The following is an 18,435-nucleotide window of genomic DNA, read 5'->3' on the forward strand; positions in this document are numbered from 1 at the left end:
CAGAGCTGTCAAGCCGGTGTTGGCTAGAATGTCAAAATCAGAATGTGGATGGCAAATGCAGCGTGCTTCGAATGTCTGCATTTGGGCAATGTGACGTTGGAAGCTGCCAGTCCGCTTCCGGCCCCATTGCGGTCATTCAAGGGCTTGCTACGGAGTGACCGCTTCTGGCGCAACCGCGACCTCCGGCGTGGTCGCCGGTAACGTCCGCTTTCAGACGGTTGCAAAGGCGCCTTCAACGGCCGACATCGGCGCATTGCTGCCGTTCGTCTTCTGGCCAATACGGGCCGTGCATATATCCAGCAATCGACCGTTTCGCAGACATCAGCTCTGGTTGTATGGCGATGTCTCGTCTGCGCCGAACCCGCCTCTCACCGGAGCGAGTAGCGAACGTCCTGTTCGGGCCAGAGCGATTGTCAGTCTTCGCCGCTAGGATGGTCAAAGCGCACGTTCATCTCCACACAACCCGTGGATTATAACGTCCTGGATATCAACGATGTCTGGCGTGATCCGATGCCCCGCGTGGCAGCGTCTGAACATCGACTTACAGCAGAAGCATCGGAGCGATGATGAGGCATTTGACGCCGACCATGATGACGCCGACGATCTTGTTTCTGCTGGCGACGATAGCCTCGGTTTCATCGTGTGCGAGGGTCGCACGGCACTTTAGGATTTACGAAAGCTGAGTGAGAACCAGGAAGTATAACATGATGCGTGATCATTGGGTTTTAGGCATCTTAGCGCCGATATTAGATCAGGAGTCGTGTTAGCATTTAGAAAGTTGGAGCCAAGGTTGGAAACGAGTTCAACTGTCCAACTTTCGTAATCGATGATCCCGAACACATTTTAGGATTTTCTACTCTTGTGAGCATTTATAGAGGGAGCATGGTTCTCTTCTTGCTCCCTTCTCTGGATCCACTCAGCCGTCCTGGGATGGTCGTGTTGAGAGTCCTGTGCGGTCACTCCTTCGGATGCGGGCGAGGCGGTTACGAGCGTGCCGGTGAGCAGCGTTGCGAGATCTGTGTTGTATCCGTTGATATCCTGCGCGACGTTGGCGTCTTCGCTGATGTGGCAGAGCTTGATACAACATTGGGTAAATCCATTTCATCGCTCGGCTGACGTTTCGGATCGACGCTCTGCAGGCGTGACCAGATCGTTGCGTGCCGTCTCGGAGAACACCCTCTCGACGTTCTGATCGCGAACTTCTCGCTAGTCCCATCGTGTCAATACGCTTACCGATCGGCAGGCAGTCCAAGCGACTGTCGGTCTCGTGCCTATGTGTAGCCGCATTCTTGCCTTGTGGACGATCGGGCGTTTGATCACCGAAGATGAGGTTGCAGAAAAGGAACCGCAGCTGGGCTGTGGTGGAGCTCGGGTCTGAGAACTGGCTTCGTGCAAGAATTCTCATGGTGAGAGTACTTCCTATTGGTTCAGTGGGTGACGGTCGTTGGTTGCGCTCTGCGTTTTGACCGATCCGCGAGCCGAGGAAAGCGATGTGAGTTGGCTGCCACTCCGATCGCAGCCTTCCTGGCAGACTATCGTGCGTTCTTTCTCGACGGCATTGGAGCGCCCATTTCGAAGCCGAACGGCAGGGCCTGTGCCTGCCATCGAGGAAGTTGGCGTTGAGGGGACTGCCCATCTCCGAGGATTTCTAATTTTTGATTTGTCTATCTGAATACAAAAACCGTGATCCCACGTCCGATTTCTCCGGACTGGGATCCAGAGTTTTAGGACCAGTTTCGGTGATCAAGATTTCTGGTTAGGCTTTAGAACGGCTGAAACTGAAGACTGGATCACCGCAGATTTGCTGGCTGATCAGATCTTTCCCGCGAGCCTGCTCGGCTGAGAATACGAACTCGTTTCAACGATAAGCTGCATCTCGAGCTGGCCAAGTCGGCCTGGCGTTATCTTGCCAAAAAGGCGCGAAGCGCCGGAGCCAATGGAAAGGAACCAGGAGGATGGAACCAAGGAGAAGAAGAAGGTGGGGGAGGGTGTGTTGGTGTGAGAGGCAACACACCCCGGGGGGTATTTAAACACCGGGCAGGTGTGCCGGTGTGAATACCCCTCTAGGACATAGCTATGAGATTTCCCTCAATCCGATTATATAAATAATATTATCTACATAATACTATCTCTTTCTCTCTCTGTCCTTCAGTCTGGACCCAGAGCGAGCCAGCTGAGCCGAGCGTCCGGAGGAGGCGCAGCCGACGACGGTAACGCGGAAGGCGAATGCTGGCGAGCATAAAGAGGCAAATAAAAACAATATAAATATTATCTAGATAACACCGAGGATAACCCCGTGTGGGAACCAGTGATAATCGACCGCGATTATCATGTAAATTATCTATTAAAACCAATATAAAATGGCGAGGGATTATCTATATAATGATTATCAAATCACTGACTAATACATTAATTATTTATATTATATATGGGGGGGTTATAATCCCTTGATTTGGATCCCATAGGGATTCAAATATAGCCTCATCCGTCCGTCTTTTCCTCTATAGAAAGAGAGAAAGGCAGGGGTAGGCCGTTTTGCGGCAAATCAGGATATGGTACTAAGGTAGGAAGATAATCCTATCTTGTCAAGTCGCCAGGATTTCCAAGGGTTCCAGAAGAGACGTGTCTACCACTAATGGAAGGCAGGGCGAAGCCAGAAGCCCACGGCGATGTCGATCTCATACCAGTCGCGCTCGTGTGAGCCGGCGAGGACCTCAGTCTCACAAGGACCTGGTTTGGTTCCGGCAGTGGCTCGCCGTCTGCGCACTGAATGGCCATTCACCGCTAGCCGGCGCTGAATTATCTCGAAAATCAGAGAGGAAAAATCAGATAATATTATTCCAATAATACCATGGAAAAAGGACGTTTGATTATATCAAACCCAGAGGATGAGCGAGGGCATCCCGTGCATCGGCGGTGAAGTTGGTCGCCGCGGAATTGAGAGGCCAGGGTACGTCCGAACTGTTAGGTACGACTCAATAGCACCTGTGACCGCCGCTCGCTGGTGTTCCAACATTGCGATAGCAGCAAATTGATCACCTAACGGGCGCTTGGCAACACTGCAACGCTAGTACCGGTCGGGACGGTCGATTCCGGTCAAGTACAGAAATGGTCCAATTCCTGGCGGCATGTTGGGCGCCAAGTTCCCTGTCGCAAGCCCGGCTTTGGGAGTTGTGTCCAGAGCAAGGCGCCTACAGTGAGCGAAGATCGTCCCATCCCGCCCTGCGTGAACGGGCCGTACGGAAGAGGGGCTCATACAATAATAAAAAAGCTGGGTACTGCGATTATCTAAATAATATTATCTACATAATGGTGGCGATAATCTCCAACATGGGAACCAGTGTTAAGTGCCTGATAATATAAATTAATGATTATCTTGGAATGGTTGAAGGCTTGCCGGGAAAAGTCGATTTCCTTCCTTGGTTCGATTGCTTCAATCATCGACGCCGACACCGAATGCATAGTCGTTCTCTTGCTCCTGGTTGGAGAATGATCTTGAACGCCGTAATGGCCGCGCGTGAACCAGGGGGGATGGTAGCGTATGATTGGTGTGACACCGGGGGTATTTAGATAACGGGAGCCCTGGTATGTGTGTGAATACCATCCTGTACGTAGCTATCAGAGCGAGCCAGTTGAGCCGAGCGTCCGGAGGAGGCGCAGCCGACGACCAGTTAATGCGGAAGGCGAATGCTGGCGAGCATAAATAGAAACCAAGGAAATATTATAATATTATTTTGATAACGCTGGTGGATAATTCCTGTATCGGAGCCAGTGATTATAAACCGAGGATTACTACATAATATTATATACTAAATCTACATAAAAAGAGCGCGAGGAATGTCACAATCGTCCATGCCCCCGTGAAGCGAACGGTAGGTGGCCCCTACTTTACCGCGATGTTCACACCGCTCAGATCGGCGTTGGCAGCTTGCCTGAGAGCCCGCTGGGCATCTTGTCATTGTCTTGACGATCACCTGGGCACTTTCCTGAGCGTTCCGCAACAGACCGCCGCACCGCAGACCCCCTCACACTGGGACGCGACAAATGTGGCGAACGGTACCTTGGGAATAGCTGATAGATCCCGAAAGTGGAGCCGCCCAAGATGCCGCCGACCAGACTGGATAGTAGCGAGCGTGGACGGTCAGCTTGCCTTCGCCTCCGGATCCACCGACGAAGAAGGCCGCCTTGTAGATGGCGAAGGTGCCGCTGTTGGCATGCGAGGCATACTGCCTAACGAAAGCGGGACGGCAACAACCCGCGACCTGTGGGGGGTGGTGTTGCACAGTTCGCTGAGCATTCTAACCCTTTGCCTTGTCAGTCCGGCCTCGGTCTGCCGCGCCGCCGAAGGACAGACGGGGTTAGAGATTCCTTCCGCTCCGCAGTGCATGCCGCCCGCCTATCTCAGATCATGCCGATCATTGCCGGCTCTAGATCGCATGGGTTGCCCTCATTTCCGCAATTCCACCATTGGCCTTAAACCAGCGCAAGGTGCGCACGAGACCCTCTTCATAGGGCACTTTGCACGACCACCCCGGCAGGATTCTTCGGCACAGGGTCAGGTCAGGACGCCGGTTGGTCGGATCCTGCGGCGCCAGCTCACCATGAACAATTGTCGTTCCGGGAATGAGGCCCGCAACATATTTCGCGATCTCAAGCACCGAAATCTCCCGGTCGTTTCCTACGTTGACTGCTCCCACATGATTGAAGTTCTCAAGCCAGAACAGCCGTTCGAGCCCATCGACAATATCGTCGACATAACCCCAGCTGCGGGTTTGGAGACCATCACCATGAACGACGATCGGCTTGCCGGCCAACGCATTGGCGATAAAGTTGGAAACAGCACGCCCATCGTCGGCTCGGGTGCGCGGACCGTAGACGTTAAAGATTCTGGCAACCCGCACATCGACGCCACGGACACGGTTGCTCTCGAAGAGGAGCGCCTCGGTGCAGCGCTTGCCTTCGTCGTAGGAAGAGCGCGGGCCCGTACAGTCCACTGACCCCTGATACGTCTCGGGCAGCGGGTTGACCAACGGATTTCCATAAACCTCCGAGGACGACGCAAAGCAGATTCGCCCACCCTTTTTGAGCAGCTTCAAGAGCCGCATAGCGCCAATCAGATTTGCTGAGACGGTACGCTCGGGCTCGCGCATATAGACTGGCGGCGATGCGGGCGACGCAAGATGAAAAATCTCGTCGAATTGGAAATCGGATTTGAAATTCTCCACCTCGGAGCGGACCAGCACTAGGCGTTGATCTCGGATATGATCAATGTTTTCGGCCCTGCCGGTCCATAGGCTGTCGACCACAACCAGCATGTCCAAATCGTTTCTTTTGAGCAGCCGGTCGACCAGGTGCGACCCGATGAATCCTGCTCCTCCAGCCAGCAACAGCTTCTTCATCTCATGTCTCGAGGGGACGTAGTAGGCTGTCGGAGTTCGTGTCCTCGTTGGGCATTGTAAGCGTCCCTTGTTCAGGAAGCCGCGTCAAATAGGCTCCGGTTGGTCCAAGCTTCTCGTCCATTACTGCAAGGTTGCTGAGCCCCACGAGGTGGTTGGCATTCTCAGCGGAGTCCGCAAACTCATGAATGGAGTAGTTCCAAAAATTTCCTCCGATCTCAGAGCTGCGGTCCTGGCTTTCCGGGTGGGAAAGCGCTCGCTTCACCTTGCGCAGGAAAATGGCCGCGAAAGCGGCAACGAGTTTCGCGAACTGCACAGGTGATCGCCAGAGCATTTTGCTGCAGTGCCTGGCGACCGCAGCAAATCGGTACGTCATTAGCCCAAGCTTGGCAGTCTCGACATCGGTGAGGAACATCGCATCCAGCAGGACCGGCTTCACCGCCTCTGTGCAGCGGGCAAGTACGCTCTCGAGCACCAACCGACGCGAGATGAGCATTCGCACGAAATCTGCCGACATATTCCCTGGCGTTCGGCGATATCCGACAAGATGCTCCTCAACGACGCCGAAACGGTATTTCGAGGCAATGCTCTGTTGGACGAAGAAGTCCTCGCAACCCTCTGCACCGCTCTCGCGCAGTCGCGAGGAGTAGCCTCCCATTTCGAAGAGAACATCGCGCCGAAACATCGCCGAACTGCCGTTGCCGATGAAATTTTCTCCGAGATGCTGCATGAACACCCATCCATTCGGGTGCGTCCGCTTCGGCGTCATGATCACCATATCATCGCCATCAATCGTCCGGTAAAGTGTATAGACAAGCCCGAGATCACTGCCAGCCGCAGCGAAAACACGCAGTTGCTTTTCGAGCTTGGTCGGGTGCCAGAGGTCATCGGCGTCTACGGGCGCTATAAAGATGCCTTTGCTTGCCCGCATCCCCGCATTCCGCGCCGACGCGACGCCACCATTCTTCTGTTGGAGCAACTTGATGCGCCCGTCGTCATCAGCCAGTCGTCGAACGATCGATGCTGTTCCGTCGGTCGAACCATCGTCAACGACTATTATTTCGATATTCCTATGCGTTTGGGCGAGCACGGACGCCAAGGTACGCGCGATGAATGGCTCTGCGTTGTAGGCAGGGATGATAACCGCCACGAGCGCGTGGGCAGAGTGTTGTGAATTGCCCGGCAACTCCGCCATCCCCTGGTCGCGCCCGAACGAAGAGAACTGCGATCGCCCCCAGATTGGCCAGAAATGATTTTCGGACGATATATTAATAAGATAATCAAGCAGCCTGAAATTCGCAAAGACCTGACGAGAGATTGACGGACAGAGTGTCATCTAAACCCTTCTCCGCTGGTGTGTGCAGGCCATGCTGAAAACCAAAGAGATTCAGTGGTTTTTGCGGATGCTTCGGTTGCTGCTATCCGCCCGCAATGCTAGGCACAGAGTTGCTGGCATGGGTCGTTCACTGCACATATTAGCCGAAACTACTGTTCGCGCCAAGGAGCTGTATAGCGACGGCGGTGGGCTCCATCTCCGCGTAAGCAAAGGCGGAACCAAGTCCTGGGCCGTCGTCCACTCCAAGGGCTCTGGCGCCGGCCGCGTCTGGAAGGAAGCCGGACTCGCTCCAAGGCCCGGTGCCAAGACATGAGGGCAGCAGCTTGCAGGCTTCGTCCGAACCCCGTAGCGCCTCGCCGACCCAGCATTACGGCGACCGATCTAGGTTGAGATTGAACCGGCAAACTTGCCGACCTAAATCCGCTGCCTCACGTGGCGGGCTTCATCGTTTGTGGGCGTTAGGCACCAGGTTAGGCACTGGATTGCCAGAGCTTTGATCTCGAGAACCACTCAGGGGGGAATACCGGAAAAGCGGGCTGGTCGCCCGCTGCGCTGCTTCTCTTCGAGACCGGCCAGTCACTTGCTGATGATCTAACGCGGCGTATCCAGGCACGCGGCAATCACGTCGTTGCCCAGACCCTGAGCGGCCACCAGAATTCTCTTGGCCCGGATCACATCTCGATAGGACACCGTGTAACTGCGCGCCGCCTCTAATACAAAATTTAGTTAGTTAGTTCGCGACTGCCGCTCCTGGTGGTGCCTCCAGCGTAATTGTGATGGTGTCACCCGGAGCAAGCAGAGTATCTTCAGTCGCCTCGGTCGTCGCTGCCTGTCCGTCAGTGGAGCGGGTTACACCGATCGTAATTCCGTCCCCTTCGCCTACAAGGTCGCTGCGCATCTGCATCACGTAGGCGATTTGTTTGGTCAATGAATCCATCTCAGCGCGCATTTGCGTCATCGCCGCGCGTTCAGTCTGCAGGTCAGCCAACAGATCAATTCGACCCTGGTCGATAAGCTTATCAAGACTGCGCTGCAAATCCCCTTGGTCGCGTTCAAGTCGAGCGATCTCAGCGTTGGTTTGCAAAGCGCGGGTCGCTGACAAGAGCACTGCGCGTTGGGCGTCGTTGACCCTCGTGATCTGGATCAGACCTTTTTCGAAGAGCTTCTTGAGGCGATCAAGTTCCGCCGCATCTGCGGCAGCGCCCGCTTGATCCGCCTTCTGCTGCTCCTTCAGGAAGCCCATTCGTTCCGCCGCCTTGGTTGTGGCCAACTTAATCGAAGCGCGCTCCTTCTCCTGATCCGCATAGACAGCTTCAAGATGCTTCCCCTCCTGCTGCAAGGCTTCGTCGCGACGAGGTTGGAGGCTCGGGTCACGTTCTGCGTCCGGAAGCTCAATCGCTCTGGCGCCGCTCAGCTGCGCCTCTATGCGAGCAGCCTTGATTTCGCTTTCCTGGTACTTGATGCGCAGAATGTGGAGGCGGCCGCCAAGGTCCGCTGCTGTCATTTCAGGGTTTTCAAGCTCACCGCGACCGAGCTTGTAGCCGCCGCCAGCCGCCACAGCTTGTCGGACAGTCATTCCTGGTCTGAAGGGCTGAATCCCAGGAGAGGCAATGTCCCCGTCAATATAGACGGGTCGGTATTCCTCAATATCAACAATAATCTGATCTTGGTAAAAACCAGTCCAAGTCTCAGTGCCGTCGGCGGATCGTTGCGGAAGGGATTTTGGTTTTAAAACCTCAATTACCTCCTTGCGAACATCCTCTATTGTCTTCCCGAGAACGTTTAGGGGGCCTAGGACCGGCAACACAATTACCCCGCTTTGGTCGATCACAGCTCGCTTTTGCATCTCGGGATAGCCTATGACAGCGAAGCCGATCACGTCGCCAGTCTGCAGACGGTACTCGTCGACATTGTACTCCTCTGCTAGGGCAAGGCCATTCGACAGATTCGCGTATGCGAACAACAGAAACATACATGCAAGCAAAGCGCAGCTGCCTGCCCGCATCAAGCGCATCGATCTATTCGACATTCGCGATCACCCCGCAATGCTTGAGCATGACATCGACGCAGACCTTCTCAAACTAATTCAGCCCCTTGTCGCAACCCATTCAATGGATGGAGCAGTTACGGATCGAGCTGCATATCAGCTGCTCCAATCTGTCACGAAAATATCGAGTTCACTGTGTCCGCGGTCACAGCGCCTGTCGCCGATATGCCTCACTTATCCTAGGTAAAGCTCGGTGTCGTCGCACAAGCGGAAGAGTTGGACGGGATCGGCACAATGAACCAAATAGTCAGCGTCCTTCCCGCAGGGCCATGGCTGAAGTTCTGCCGTGTGGCGGCAGGTGAGACGGACACCTATCTCCGGCCAGGCAGAACCATGGAGCGGGACACGGCGGCTGGCGACGCAGTCCTTCGAGTTGCTGGAGGCATCGTCGTTGATCTCGACGGACACCCTCTGGTCTACAATCAGGGGGGCCAACGATCAGATGTCGATTTCGCAAACAGGCACCTTGTTGCTTACAGCGACGCAGAATTTCTGAGGTCGGAAAAAATCGGGCGCTGAGGCTCACTGTGGTCCCCGGTTGCTCCACGAGCACGCCGCGGATGGAAGCACGCCACGCTCTGTCGATGGGGGATCGTGAAGAGGGAAGCGCGAGATGCTGCACGATATGGTGGCCACGAAAGGAATCCCTTTCCTCTCCAGCGGAAGATTGACCGACCTAAGCGACTTGAGGCAGAGTCAATCCACATTTTCGGCGAGGTGGCGGCGGAGTTTCATAACCCGGTAATGCTCTATTCGATCGGCAAAGACTCGTCGGTAATGTTGCATTTGGCGCTCAAGGCGTTCTTTCCGTCGCGCCCGCCCTTTCCGCTACTTCACATCGATACGACCTGGAAGTTCAAGCAGATGATCCAGTTCCGTGACGATGCTGCCGAGTGCGCGGGCATGGATTTGATCGTCCATACCAACGTGCAGGGCTTGAAGGAGGGGATCAACCCAGGGATCAACCCATTCACTTAAGGCGCTTCCATTTACACAAACGTTATGAAGACCGACGCACTCAAGCAGGCGTTGACCAAGTATAAATTCGACGCAGCGTTTGGCGGGGCTCGACGCGATGAGAAGCCGAGCCAAGGAGCGCATCTTTTCCTTTCGAACGGAAAATCACAGCTGGGATCCGAAGACCCAGCGCCCGGAACTCTGGAACGTTTTCAACGGGTGGATTCGTCATGGGGAGTCGATCCGTGTGTTCCCTCTCTCCAATTGGACCGAGCTCGACATTTGGCAGTACATCCTGAAGGAAAACATTCCCGTCGTTCCGCTCTATTTCGCGGCCAAGCGTCCGGTCGTGTGGCGCCAGGACGTGCTGATAATGGTCGATGATGACCGGCTGCCGCTTGAGCCCGGCGAAATACCGGAAATGAGAATGGTGCGCTTTCGCACTTTGGGTTGCTACCCGCTGACCGCCGCAATTGAATCGGATGCGTCGACGGTTGCGGAGATCGCCTATGAGATGCTGTTTGCTCGAACGTCCGAGCGCTCCGGACGTCTGATCGATCATGACTAGTCAGAGGCGATGGAAAAAAGAGGCGGGAGGGATACTTCTGATGAACGCGATACGGATAGACCCCGCCGCGATCACCCAGTACCTGGAACGCCATGAAAGGAAGGACCTGCTTCGCTTCCTGACGTGCGGAAGCGTCGATGACGGTAAATCGACACTGATCGGACGCCTGCTTTACGATGCCAAGCTGCTTTTTGAGGATCAGCTCGCGGGTCTGAGACGCGGTTCTCGTAAGCACGGAACAACTGGAGATGACATCGATTTCGCGCGTCTCGTGGACGGTCTGGAAGCGGAGCGTGAACAAGGCATCACCATCGATGTCGCTTATCGATTCTTTTCGACCCATCGCCGCAAGTTCATTGTCGCTGACACGCCTGGCCATGAGCAATATACGCGCAACATGGCGACCGGCGCGTCGAATGCCGACCTTGCCGTCATTCTCATGACGCGCGGAAGGGGGTTCTCACGCAGACACGCCGCCATACTTTCATCGCGTCGCTGCTTGGGATCAAGCACCTCGTTGCCGCAATCAACAAGATCGACCTGGTGGATTACTCCCAGAAGACCTTTGATCGGATCGGCGCTGACTATCAGACCTTCGCCGCGGACCTTGGCTTCAAAATGATGGTCTCCATTCCGATGTCCGCACGCTTTGGCGACAACGTGACGGAGCGGAGCGCCAGGTTGGCGTGGTATGAAGGGCCGACGCTCATCGAGCCCCTCGAAACCGAAGCGATTACCTTGGTTCTGGAACACGAAATTGATGTTTCGCGTGGTGACGTCGTCTGTGCAGCTGCCGTCCAGGGTCAAGTCGATCATCACCTATGACGGCCAGCACGAATGGGCGGCGCCTCGTCTCAATGGGGCGGCACACATATCTTCTCGACGGTGACAACGTTCGCCACGACCTCAACCGTGACCTTGGTTTCACGGATGCGGACCGTGTCGAGAACCTGCGGCGCGCCAATGAGGTGGCGAAATTGATGGTCGACGCCGGCTTGATCGTCTTGGCGTCGTTCATATCGCCGTTCCGGGCCGAGCGCAAAATGGCCCGAGAGCTGTTTGCTGCGGGAGAGTATGTCGAGATTTTCGTGGATACACCTCTCCACATCGCTGAGAAACGGGATCCAAAGGGACTGTACAAGAGAGCGCGTCTAGGTCGGCTTAAAAATTTCACTTGCATCGACAGCCCCTATGAGGAGCCAGAGTTGCCGGAAATTGTTCTGGCGGCAGGGGTGAGCGCGCCCGAGGAGCTGGCCGAACAGGTTATCAACTATCTCGCACACCACGGCTACATCGACCGATGAACCAGGCTTTTCAGCCAAGTGCCACAAGTCCAGCGCTATCAGGAAGGCATCTTCGACCAGATCTGCAAGCCGGCAATAGGCAAAAGGGTGTCATGACGATCGCTCCCACCGTCGCTGCGCGGTGGCAATTCAGACAGCCATTCCGGGTTTCGGTTTGACGCTCGGCTTCTCGCTTGCCTACCTCAGGCTCATCATCCTCATCCCCTCGTCAGGGCTGATCTGGCGCTCGGCCGCGCTCGGCTGGGCCGATTTCTGGGCGGTCGCCACCGATCGCCGCACCATCAACGCGCTTGAAATCAGTTTTGGCACCGCCTTCGTTGCCGCCGCGGTCAATGTCTTCTTCGGCACGATCGTCGCCTGGGTGCTGGTGCGATACCGCTTTCCCGGCCGCCGTATCGTCGATGCCATGGTCGACCTGCCCTTCGCGCTGCCGACGGCGGTGGCCGGCATCGCGCTGACCACGCTCTACGCACCAAATGGCTGGCTCGGCAAATTGCTGACGCCACTCGGCATCAAGGTCGCCTACACGCCGCTCGGCATCGTCATCGCGCTGGTCTTCATCGGCCTGCCTTTCGTCGTGCGCACCGTCCAGCCGATCATGGAGGAAATCGACAACGAGGTGGAGGAGGCCGCCGCCACGCTTGGCGCCAGCCGTTTCCAGATCATCACCCACATCCTGTTTCCGGCCTCGCGCCCGCGATCATCACCGCTTCTCGCTCGCCTTTGCCCGCGGCGTCGGCGAGTACGGTTCCGTCATCTTCATCGCCGGCAACCTGCCGTTCAAGTCCGAGATCGCGCCGCTTCTGATCGTCATCCGGCTGGAAGAATACAACTATCCGGCGACCGCCGCGATCGCGGCGATCATGGTTTTGCCATCGTTCGCGATGCTCCTGGTCGTCAATCTGGTGCAGTCGTGGAGCCGCAAACGCTATGACGTCACCATCGTGTCGCGATCGGAAGCGACACCGCCGGCCAGCGAGCAGCCGGTCGCGCGCTACCTGCCTGATGGCAGTCGCGTCCTGTGGCCTGGGCGGCATTGGCCGCCTGACGCGGGGCCGCCATGTCCGCCGCTCCGCTAAACACGGAAGTTGCGCGGCGGACACACCAACGTCGAAGCCATCCCATTTTGCTCAACTTGGCGCACACACCTCGACTCAGCCTATGCCTAATCCAGATCGCATGGCATGGCCAATCCGCGTGGCAAACCTCTTCAGGCCGCCGAACGGGAGTTGGTCGCCTGGAAGCAAGCGTCCTGGCACAGGTTGGGGCGTCTTTATTCGCATATGCTAATATACTGGTCGCTCTGACCCGTTCCGATATGTTATAATGGTTAATGCGCTGAGGCCTGGATAGCCAAGGAGCGCGTCACGCCAGCGGCTGCGAGTGGGACGGCGATGTCCTTTTTGCTTTTTTTGCGAGGCCTTATCATAGTACTGTTGGCATTCGCCATCAGTATATATTTACTCACCGACTCCCTCTGGGGCACGATTGTCCAAACGTTAATTTGTGGGATCTTGATACAGACTGGGTACTTTGTTGCTGTCATGCTGCTAGTGTGGCGCTCTGTCTCCAAGGAATCCAAGGAATCGGTGACTCCGAAGTCACACATCGCGCGATGAGTCCGAAAGGGAGCAACTGCCGAGCCGCTTAGTAAGTGAGGCGGGCCATTCTCCGCCTTTAGGCTCTGGCGGCTAGAGCAGGACGATCAGCAAGATGACACCCCACACCACGAAACAAAATGTGACTGCAGCCTGTCTTATTCGGGCAGCGGAGAGGCTTTCCGCGAGGCGCCAGATGCGCGCAGGACCCTTGCCGTGATCGTTATCGCGCGTCAGTGATCGACGAGCCATTCCTATTTCCCGCAGGACAGGCTCAACCTGAGCCCGGAATCTCTGCTCAGATGTTTTGCCATTTGGCAATACGACTCAATTTCTTCCTTCAATTGGAGCTTACGACATGCAGCGGAATTGCGGCAGGCGGAAATGGGCCGTGTGAGGTCTCGTCTATTGCATCGAGGTTAGGAGTTGCGCCTTTGGCGAAGAGCGGGCTGATGCCCGCCCGAGCGGTGTGCCTGTGCTCCGTGGGCGTCGATATCTGAATTTGCAGACATTTAGTCAAATAATGTGATATGGTGTTTGTCACTACCAATGCGCTGCCAGTCTCATCCGACAGGTTTGAAGGCTTATGCTCCGCGAAGTTGAAAAACACCCGGATTCTGCCTTCACATTCGGCGATCCCCAGTGGGGAACGATTGATCTCGAAACACTCGTGGCGGCAGCGCAACGGCAGGTGAGGTTCGTCCTTACATGCGCGCTCGCGGGACTTGTGCTGGGGCTGGCGTATCTTTGGGCCGAGGTGCCCTTGTACGAGTCGACTGCCAGAATCCTGATCGACAAGAACCAGCCATCCGTCGTGACGAAGTTAACAGAGAGCGGAAGCTCCGCACAGCTTGACCCGATGATGCTGAGTCAGGTCGAATTGTTGCGTTCCGACCGCATCGGGCTAAAGGTCGTTGACAGCCTCGGTCTTGCTACCGATCGCTCTTTCTTGTCAGCGCCATATTCATTGCTCAACAGTCTCACAGGATCGGTCGCTCGGTTGGTGTGGCCATTCATCGGCAGTTCCGAAGCAAGCGGAGCACCCGTGAAATCGAGTTCCGCGCGAGGATCCGATCCTCGATGGCAGGCATTTGGCATTCTGGCTGAGAATATAACGGTAGCTCGTGTAGGGGATTCTTACATTCTGCAAGTCCAATTTCGGTCGCCTAGCGCCGAAATGGCGCAAAAAATAGCCAGTAAGTATGCAGAAATCTATATCTCTGACCAAGTCGGAGCCAAAGACGAGTCGATTATCCGAGCTCGCAGCGCACTGGCGGAAGAGCTCGAGACGGTGCGGAAGCGATCGGTCGATGCCGAGCTCGCAATCCACAGGTTCCGAACAGACAATACGCTGACCAAGGAAACGCTGGTTACCTTGCGCCAGCTCGAACTTGAGGCGTCCTCTCTCAAGTCGCAATATGAACAGGTCCTGCAGCAGTACCAAGCGAGCCTGCAGAACCTTTCGATGGCGTTGACGGAGGCGCGGACTATCTCGGAGGCACCATACCCCAGCAGACCGAGTTCTCCGAACAGCAGTCTTACGTTGGCGTTCTGCGTCGTGCTCGCCGGCATGGTTGGCGCCGGTGTGGGCGGAATTCGGGAGTACCGGGAGCGCTTTTTCCGCACGACGGCTCAAGTGCGCGATGAGCTCGGACTTCAGACGCTCGGAATGATCGCTTTGCTGGACGGGAAGCCAATTCGCCGAAACAAGCACGATCGTGCGGCCGGAGAGCCGTCATTCATCGAGGTGGGGAACAGCGCTTTCAACTGGGTAGAGCAACATCCGCGCTCGGAATTCGCTGAAGCGATGCGAACTGTGAAAGTCGCTGTTGACGTCGAGTTACCAAGGAAGAGCACCAAGGCGCTCGGCATCGTTTCTTGCCTCCCGGGAGAAGGGAAGTCTCTGGTCGCCGCTAATTTAGCGATGGTTCTTGCTATGCAGCGTTGTAAGACGTTGTTGATCGATGCCGATATCCACAATCCTGGCTTGTCCCCTATGTTAGCCAACGGCTGGGAACGAGGCCTGGCCAACTTGTTGGCTGGAGAACTCAATCCGAGAGACTTGCTGGCCCATCAGTCATTGCCATTGAGGTTCCTGCCCGGCGTGAACCAGAGCCAACAAAAGCTCACAAACACCGTGCAGCCTATCGAGAAAATGGGCGACTTTTTGCTCAAGGTGGGCCCTATGTTCAATTACGTCGTCGTCGATTTGCCCCCGTTGGCTCCAGTCGCGGACGTGAGGTCCTTTGTCCAGCACCTCGACGGCCTTGTTCTGGTTGTTGAATGGGGTGTGACCGCTCGTACGTTCGTGCGCGAAATTCTCAACAACAACCCGATCCTGGCGGATAAATGCATCGGCGTTCTGCTCAACAAGGTCGATATCAAAAGAATGAAGCGGTACCAAAAATTCGGCAGTGCCGAATTTTACAGTGAACGTTATCATCAGTATTACCAGGCCTAGTTGTGGAGAAGGCATTTTTTGTCTTGAGCAGATAGCCCAAGGAGGGCTTTGACGAACAAGCTCCGTCCGGGCCTATCCGCGCAAGACGCAGGAGATGGTGTTCGTCGGCAAGGACCGGCGATACATCGTCGCTTCCTCCAGCCGGTGGGTTGCACGCTGGCATCGGACTGTGAGAAGGGGCCAGGTCGAGAACCATGTCGGCTAGGTGGGATGCCGATCAGTCAGAATTCCCGATCGGCCTGGCTATCCTGATCGCCAGCCTTTGCCGGTCGTTACATTCCGCCTCCCAACACCGCCGTAGCGCGGACACGCAAAGCATCCTGCGAATAGGCCTCCAGCATATCGTGTCGTGCCTGTATTCCGATCTCTTTGCGAAGCGTTTCATCGCCCGCGAGCACTAACACTTGGGTCACCGCCATCTCCGCTGAGGGCACAGTAAGCTTCAGCATATTCTCTCCATGCTTGCCGTAATCCCGAATACCGCCGACGTCGGTCGCGATAATCGGAAGACCGGCAAGCATCGCCTCGGCGACGACGATGCAGAACCCTTCGGTGTCGGACAGATTGATGAACATGTCACGATCACAGGCCAGCTCGAACCAGCGTGCGACATAGCCATGGAAATGCACGCGATCTCCAACGCCGAGCTCATCTGCCTTCCGCGAAAGCGCCTGCCGTTCCGGCCCATCGCCGTAAAGATCGAGGCTTGCAGAAACGCCGCGGTCTTGGAGCATTCGGACGGCCTCGATCAGGCGGTCAAAGTTCTTTAGCGCGATAAGCCGTCCGGCAGCAGCAAGGCGCAAGGGTGTGTGAAGCGCGTAATCGCGCTTGTGGCTGGAAGCCTCATCGGCGCAAAACAAAGGCACGATATGCGAGCGGCGCCTGCGCGGCAGGAAGTATGCTTGCGTCTCCTGCAGCGTACTTTCGCAATCAGCCCAGATTTCGTCAACGCGCCAGGACAGGGCCTTGAGCACAGGGCCATAGATACCTGCGGCGCGCCGGGAGCGGTAGCGGGTTGTGTGTTCGAATGAAACGCAGTGCAGCCGAGGAGCAAACATCGCAACTAGCCGTCCCAGGAGATTGGCCTGCTTGAGCGACAACGCAACCATATCCGGCCGCCACTCCCGGATGAGGCGCAACATTACAAAGAACGTGCCCACGAAGGTGCGCAAGGAAGGCTCTTCACTCTGCGACGTCAGGATAAGATTGTGCTCTCCGATCTTTGCGGCGATTTCATCGGCAAGAGCCCCGCGACCACGGCAAAAGGCGAGAATCTTCAGCTCGTGGCCGCTGAAAAATCCTGCTTGCAGCAAGGTCAGTAGCCCATGCTCGGCGCCACCGGGATCGAATCCGTTGATGAAGTAAAGAATTCGCATGTGATAGTGAAGCACTCCGATTCTCTTGCACCTCGTATTTACTGTCGCAACTAACTGCCCGATCTTGTATGAAATTCTCCTGCGCTTGTGGTGAGGGCCCAGTGGTGGGGTCTGGAGACCTTTCAAGTTCTTACCCGCGTTAAGAGAGACTTGGCGACCCCTTTAATGCCTCCCACCAGGGGCCCATGTTTGGACCGGAGACATCGCGAACAAGTGTTCGGGGACATCGCGAACAGTTTGCCATTCTATCGAGAGAAGCCATTGAAGTCGATGGTTTCTATTTTCTGATGTCTGAACCAGGCGCCGAAGACGCCATCTGTTGCCGCCGGGCCAAGGGCGACAGACTTGCCGATGACAGCCTCGCACAGGCGTATGGAACGGCCGAGGACAGAGCTGCTGAACGCGGGGGGACGAGATCGCCGTTCCCGGTACTAGCGTTGAGCGCCCCGATATTCGTCGACAATGCTGTTTAATGAGATACTGGTTCCGGTGAGCCTTCCCAGGAAATAGGCTCCATTGCTGCCGTCAATCTTGTGATCCTCTCGGATCATGCCGTCCATGAGCGCGGCCAGCGCGAAGGGAAGACTCAAGACGTCACTAACCAGCCGGCTCCGGGTAAGGCCACGCAGGAAATATTTCGCCGCCCAGTAGAGTGACAAACCGGGTCCACCGAGCGCTCCACGACTGATCGTTTCGAAATTCCGGAACAGCCATCGATGTCCGAGCTCAGTGAAGCGCGTGAAATCATAAGCGCCCTCATGCACTTGCTGCATGAACGGCGTCTCGGCGTAGACGAGACCGCCGGGCTTGAGCACGCGAGATATCTCTGAAACGACCTGTTCCGGGTTAATCACATGCTCGAGGACCGCCTGAATGCAGACGCCGTCCACCGAGCCGCTGGCAAGCGGAATCTGATGAGCGTCCGCGATGAAATGCGTGTATGCGGACGGGTAGATGTCGAATGCAATCTGTCGAACGGTTTCGGTTTCATAAAGGCCATCGGTCCCCGCCCCCTTAGTTGCGGCGCCGATCATGAGCACGAGGGGGCGCTCAATCCCATGGGAGAGAACGTGATCGCGAAAGCTGACAACGTTGCGCGCGCTGAGATTCGCAGTTCCGAAGAGCCACCCCTTGGTGATCCTCAGCCAGTTCGGCCGCCTCTTTATGGCTGAGATGCCACTTGCCGTCAGCACATCGGCACGCACGAGACTGCAAGAGAAATCGATCAGTGCCGGCTGACCATGCACAACCGGATACTCGGCAGCTCGCGCGCCAGAGAGCTCTGATTTCGCCTCCGTGATGGTCGCGCCGCGGCGGTACAGAATAATCGGTACGGAAGGATTCCCCGGCTGCCGCATGAGATGCTCGACCTCTCGCCATTCCGCCAGCATC

10 protein-coding genes and 4 pseudogenes are annotated in these 18,435 nt (G+C 56.1%); 7 read left to right on the forward strand and 7 right to left on the reverse strand.

Annotated elements, in window-relative coordinates:
- Positions 1–493: 493 nt before the first annotated feature.
- On the forward strand, positions 494–667 hold the full coding sequence (locus NKH36_RS06790; protein WP_352960856.1) for a hypothetical protein: 174 nt from the start codon (positions 494–496) through the stop codon (positions 665–667).
- 3,760 nt (positions 668–4,427) lie between these two features.
- Here NKH36_RS06790 and NKH36_RS06795 read toward each other — a convergent pair.
- The 3 genes from NKH36_RS06795 to NKH36_RS06805 all read right to left on the reverse strand — a co-directional run bounded on the left by NKH36_RS06795 (position 4,428) and on the right by NKH36_RS06805 (position 8,761).
- Positions 4,428–5,399, reverse strand: coding sequence for an NAD-dependent epimerase/dehydratase family protein (locus NKH36_RS06795; protein WP_352960858.1), 972 nt, complete (start codon positions 5,397–5,399; stop codon positions 4,428–4,430).
- A 1-nt stretch (position 5,400) separates the two neighbouring features.
- Positions 5,401–6,732 carry a glycosyltransferase family 2 protein gene (locus NKH36_RS06800; RefSeq protein ID WP_352960860.1) on the reverse strand — a complete coding sequence of 444 codons (1,332 nt, stop codon included), beginning with the start codon at positions 6,730–6,732 and terminating at the stop codon, positions 5,401–5,403.
- Positions 6,733–7,462: 730 nt separating this feature from the next.
- Entirely contained in the window at positions 7,463–8,761 is a 1,299-nt protein-coding gene (locus NKH36_RS06805) for a polysaccharide biosynthesis/export family protein (RefSeq protein WP_352960862.1), read from the reverse strand.
- 252 nt (positions 8,762–9,013) lie between these two features.
- On the opposite strand from NKH36_RS06805, the gene NKH36_RS06810 reads away from it, so the two are divergent.
- From NKH36_RS06810 to NKH36_RS06830, 5 genes and pseudogenes are all read left to right on the forward strand, one after another.
- Positions 9,014–9,298: an inositol monophosphatase family protein gene (locus NKH36_RS06810; RefSeq protein ID WP_352960922.1), complete on the forward strand. Its 285-nt coding sequence runs from the start codon at positions 9,014–9,016 to the stop codon at positions 9,296–9,298.
- 225 nt (positions 9,299–9,523) lie between these two features.
- A pseudogene (gene cysD / locus NKH36_RS06815) lies at positions 9,524–10,345 on the forward strand (sulfate adenylyltransferase subunit CysD).
- A pseudogene (gene cysC / locus NKH36_RS06820) lies at positions 10,345–11,608 on the forward strand (adenylyl-sulfate kinase). Before cysD ends, cysC begins: the two co-directional pseudogenes overlap by 1 nt.
- A gap of 121 nt (positions 11,609–11,729) precedes the next feature.
- Positions 11,730–12,540, forward strand: a pseudogene (gene cysT / locus NKH36_RS06825) (sulfate ABC transporter permease subunit CysT); the annotation flags it as partial.
- A 462-nt stretch (positions 12,541–13,002) separates the two neighbouring features.
- The gene (locus NKH36_RS06830; RefSeq protein WP_352960864.1) at positions 13,003–13,227 is read left to right on the forward strand and encodes an exopolysaccharide production repressor protein; all 225 of its coding nucleotides are present in this window, start codon (positions 13,003–13,005) and stop codon (positions 13,225–13,227) included.
- 72 nt (positions 13,228–13,299) lie between these two features.
- On the opposite strand, the gene NKH36_RS06835 is transcribed toward NKH36_RS06830, so the two are convergent.
- Positions 13,300–13,458, reverse strand: a complete 159-nt coding sequence (locus NKH36_RS06835) for a hypothetical protein (RefSeq protein ID WP_352960866.1) — start codon at positions 13,456–13,458, stop codon at positions 13,300–13,302.
- A gap of 334 nt (positions 13,459–13,792) precedes the next feature.
- Between NKH36_RS06835 and NKH36_RS06840 the strand changes: the two genes are divergently transcribed.
- Positions 13,793–15,667: a Wzz/FepE/Etk N-terminal domain-containing protein gene (locus NKH36_RS06840; RefSeq protein ID WP_352960868.1), complete on the forward strand. Its 1,875-nt coding sequence runs from the start codon at positions 13,793–13,795 to the stop codon at positions 15,665–15,667.
- Between the two features lie 272 nt (positions 15,668–15,939).
- Here the strand turns inward: NKH36_RS06840 and NKH36_RS06845 are convergent, their stop codons facing one another.
- The 3 genes and pseudogenes from NKH36_RS06845 to NKH36_RS06850 form a co-directional block, all read right to left on the reverse strand.
- On the reverse strand, positions 15,940–17,058 hold the full coding sequence (locus NKH36_RS06845; RefSeq protein ID WP_352960870.1) for a glycosyltransferase: 1,119 nt from the start codon (positions 17,056–17,058) through the stop codon (positions 15,940–15,942).
- A gap of 230 nt (positions 17,059–17,288) precedes the next feature.
- A pseudogene (locus NKH36_RS34780) lies at positions 17,289–17,423 on the reverse strand (hypothetical protein); the annotation flags it as partial.
- Between the two features lie 51 nt (positions 17,424–17,474).
- Entirely contained in the window at positions 17,475–18,434 is a 960-nt protein-coding gene (locus NKH36_RS06850; protein WP_352960872.1) for a class I SAM-dependent methyltransferase, read from the reverse strand.
- Position 18,435: the final 1 nt, after the last annotated feature.

Origin of the sequence: Mesorhizobium sp. M1312 (genome assembly GCF_040318115.1) — a bacterium.
Lineage (GTDB): Bacteria > Pseudomonadota > Alphaproteobacteria > Rhizobiales > Rhizobiaceae > Mesorhizobium.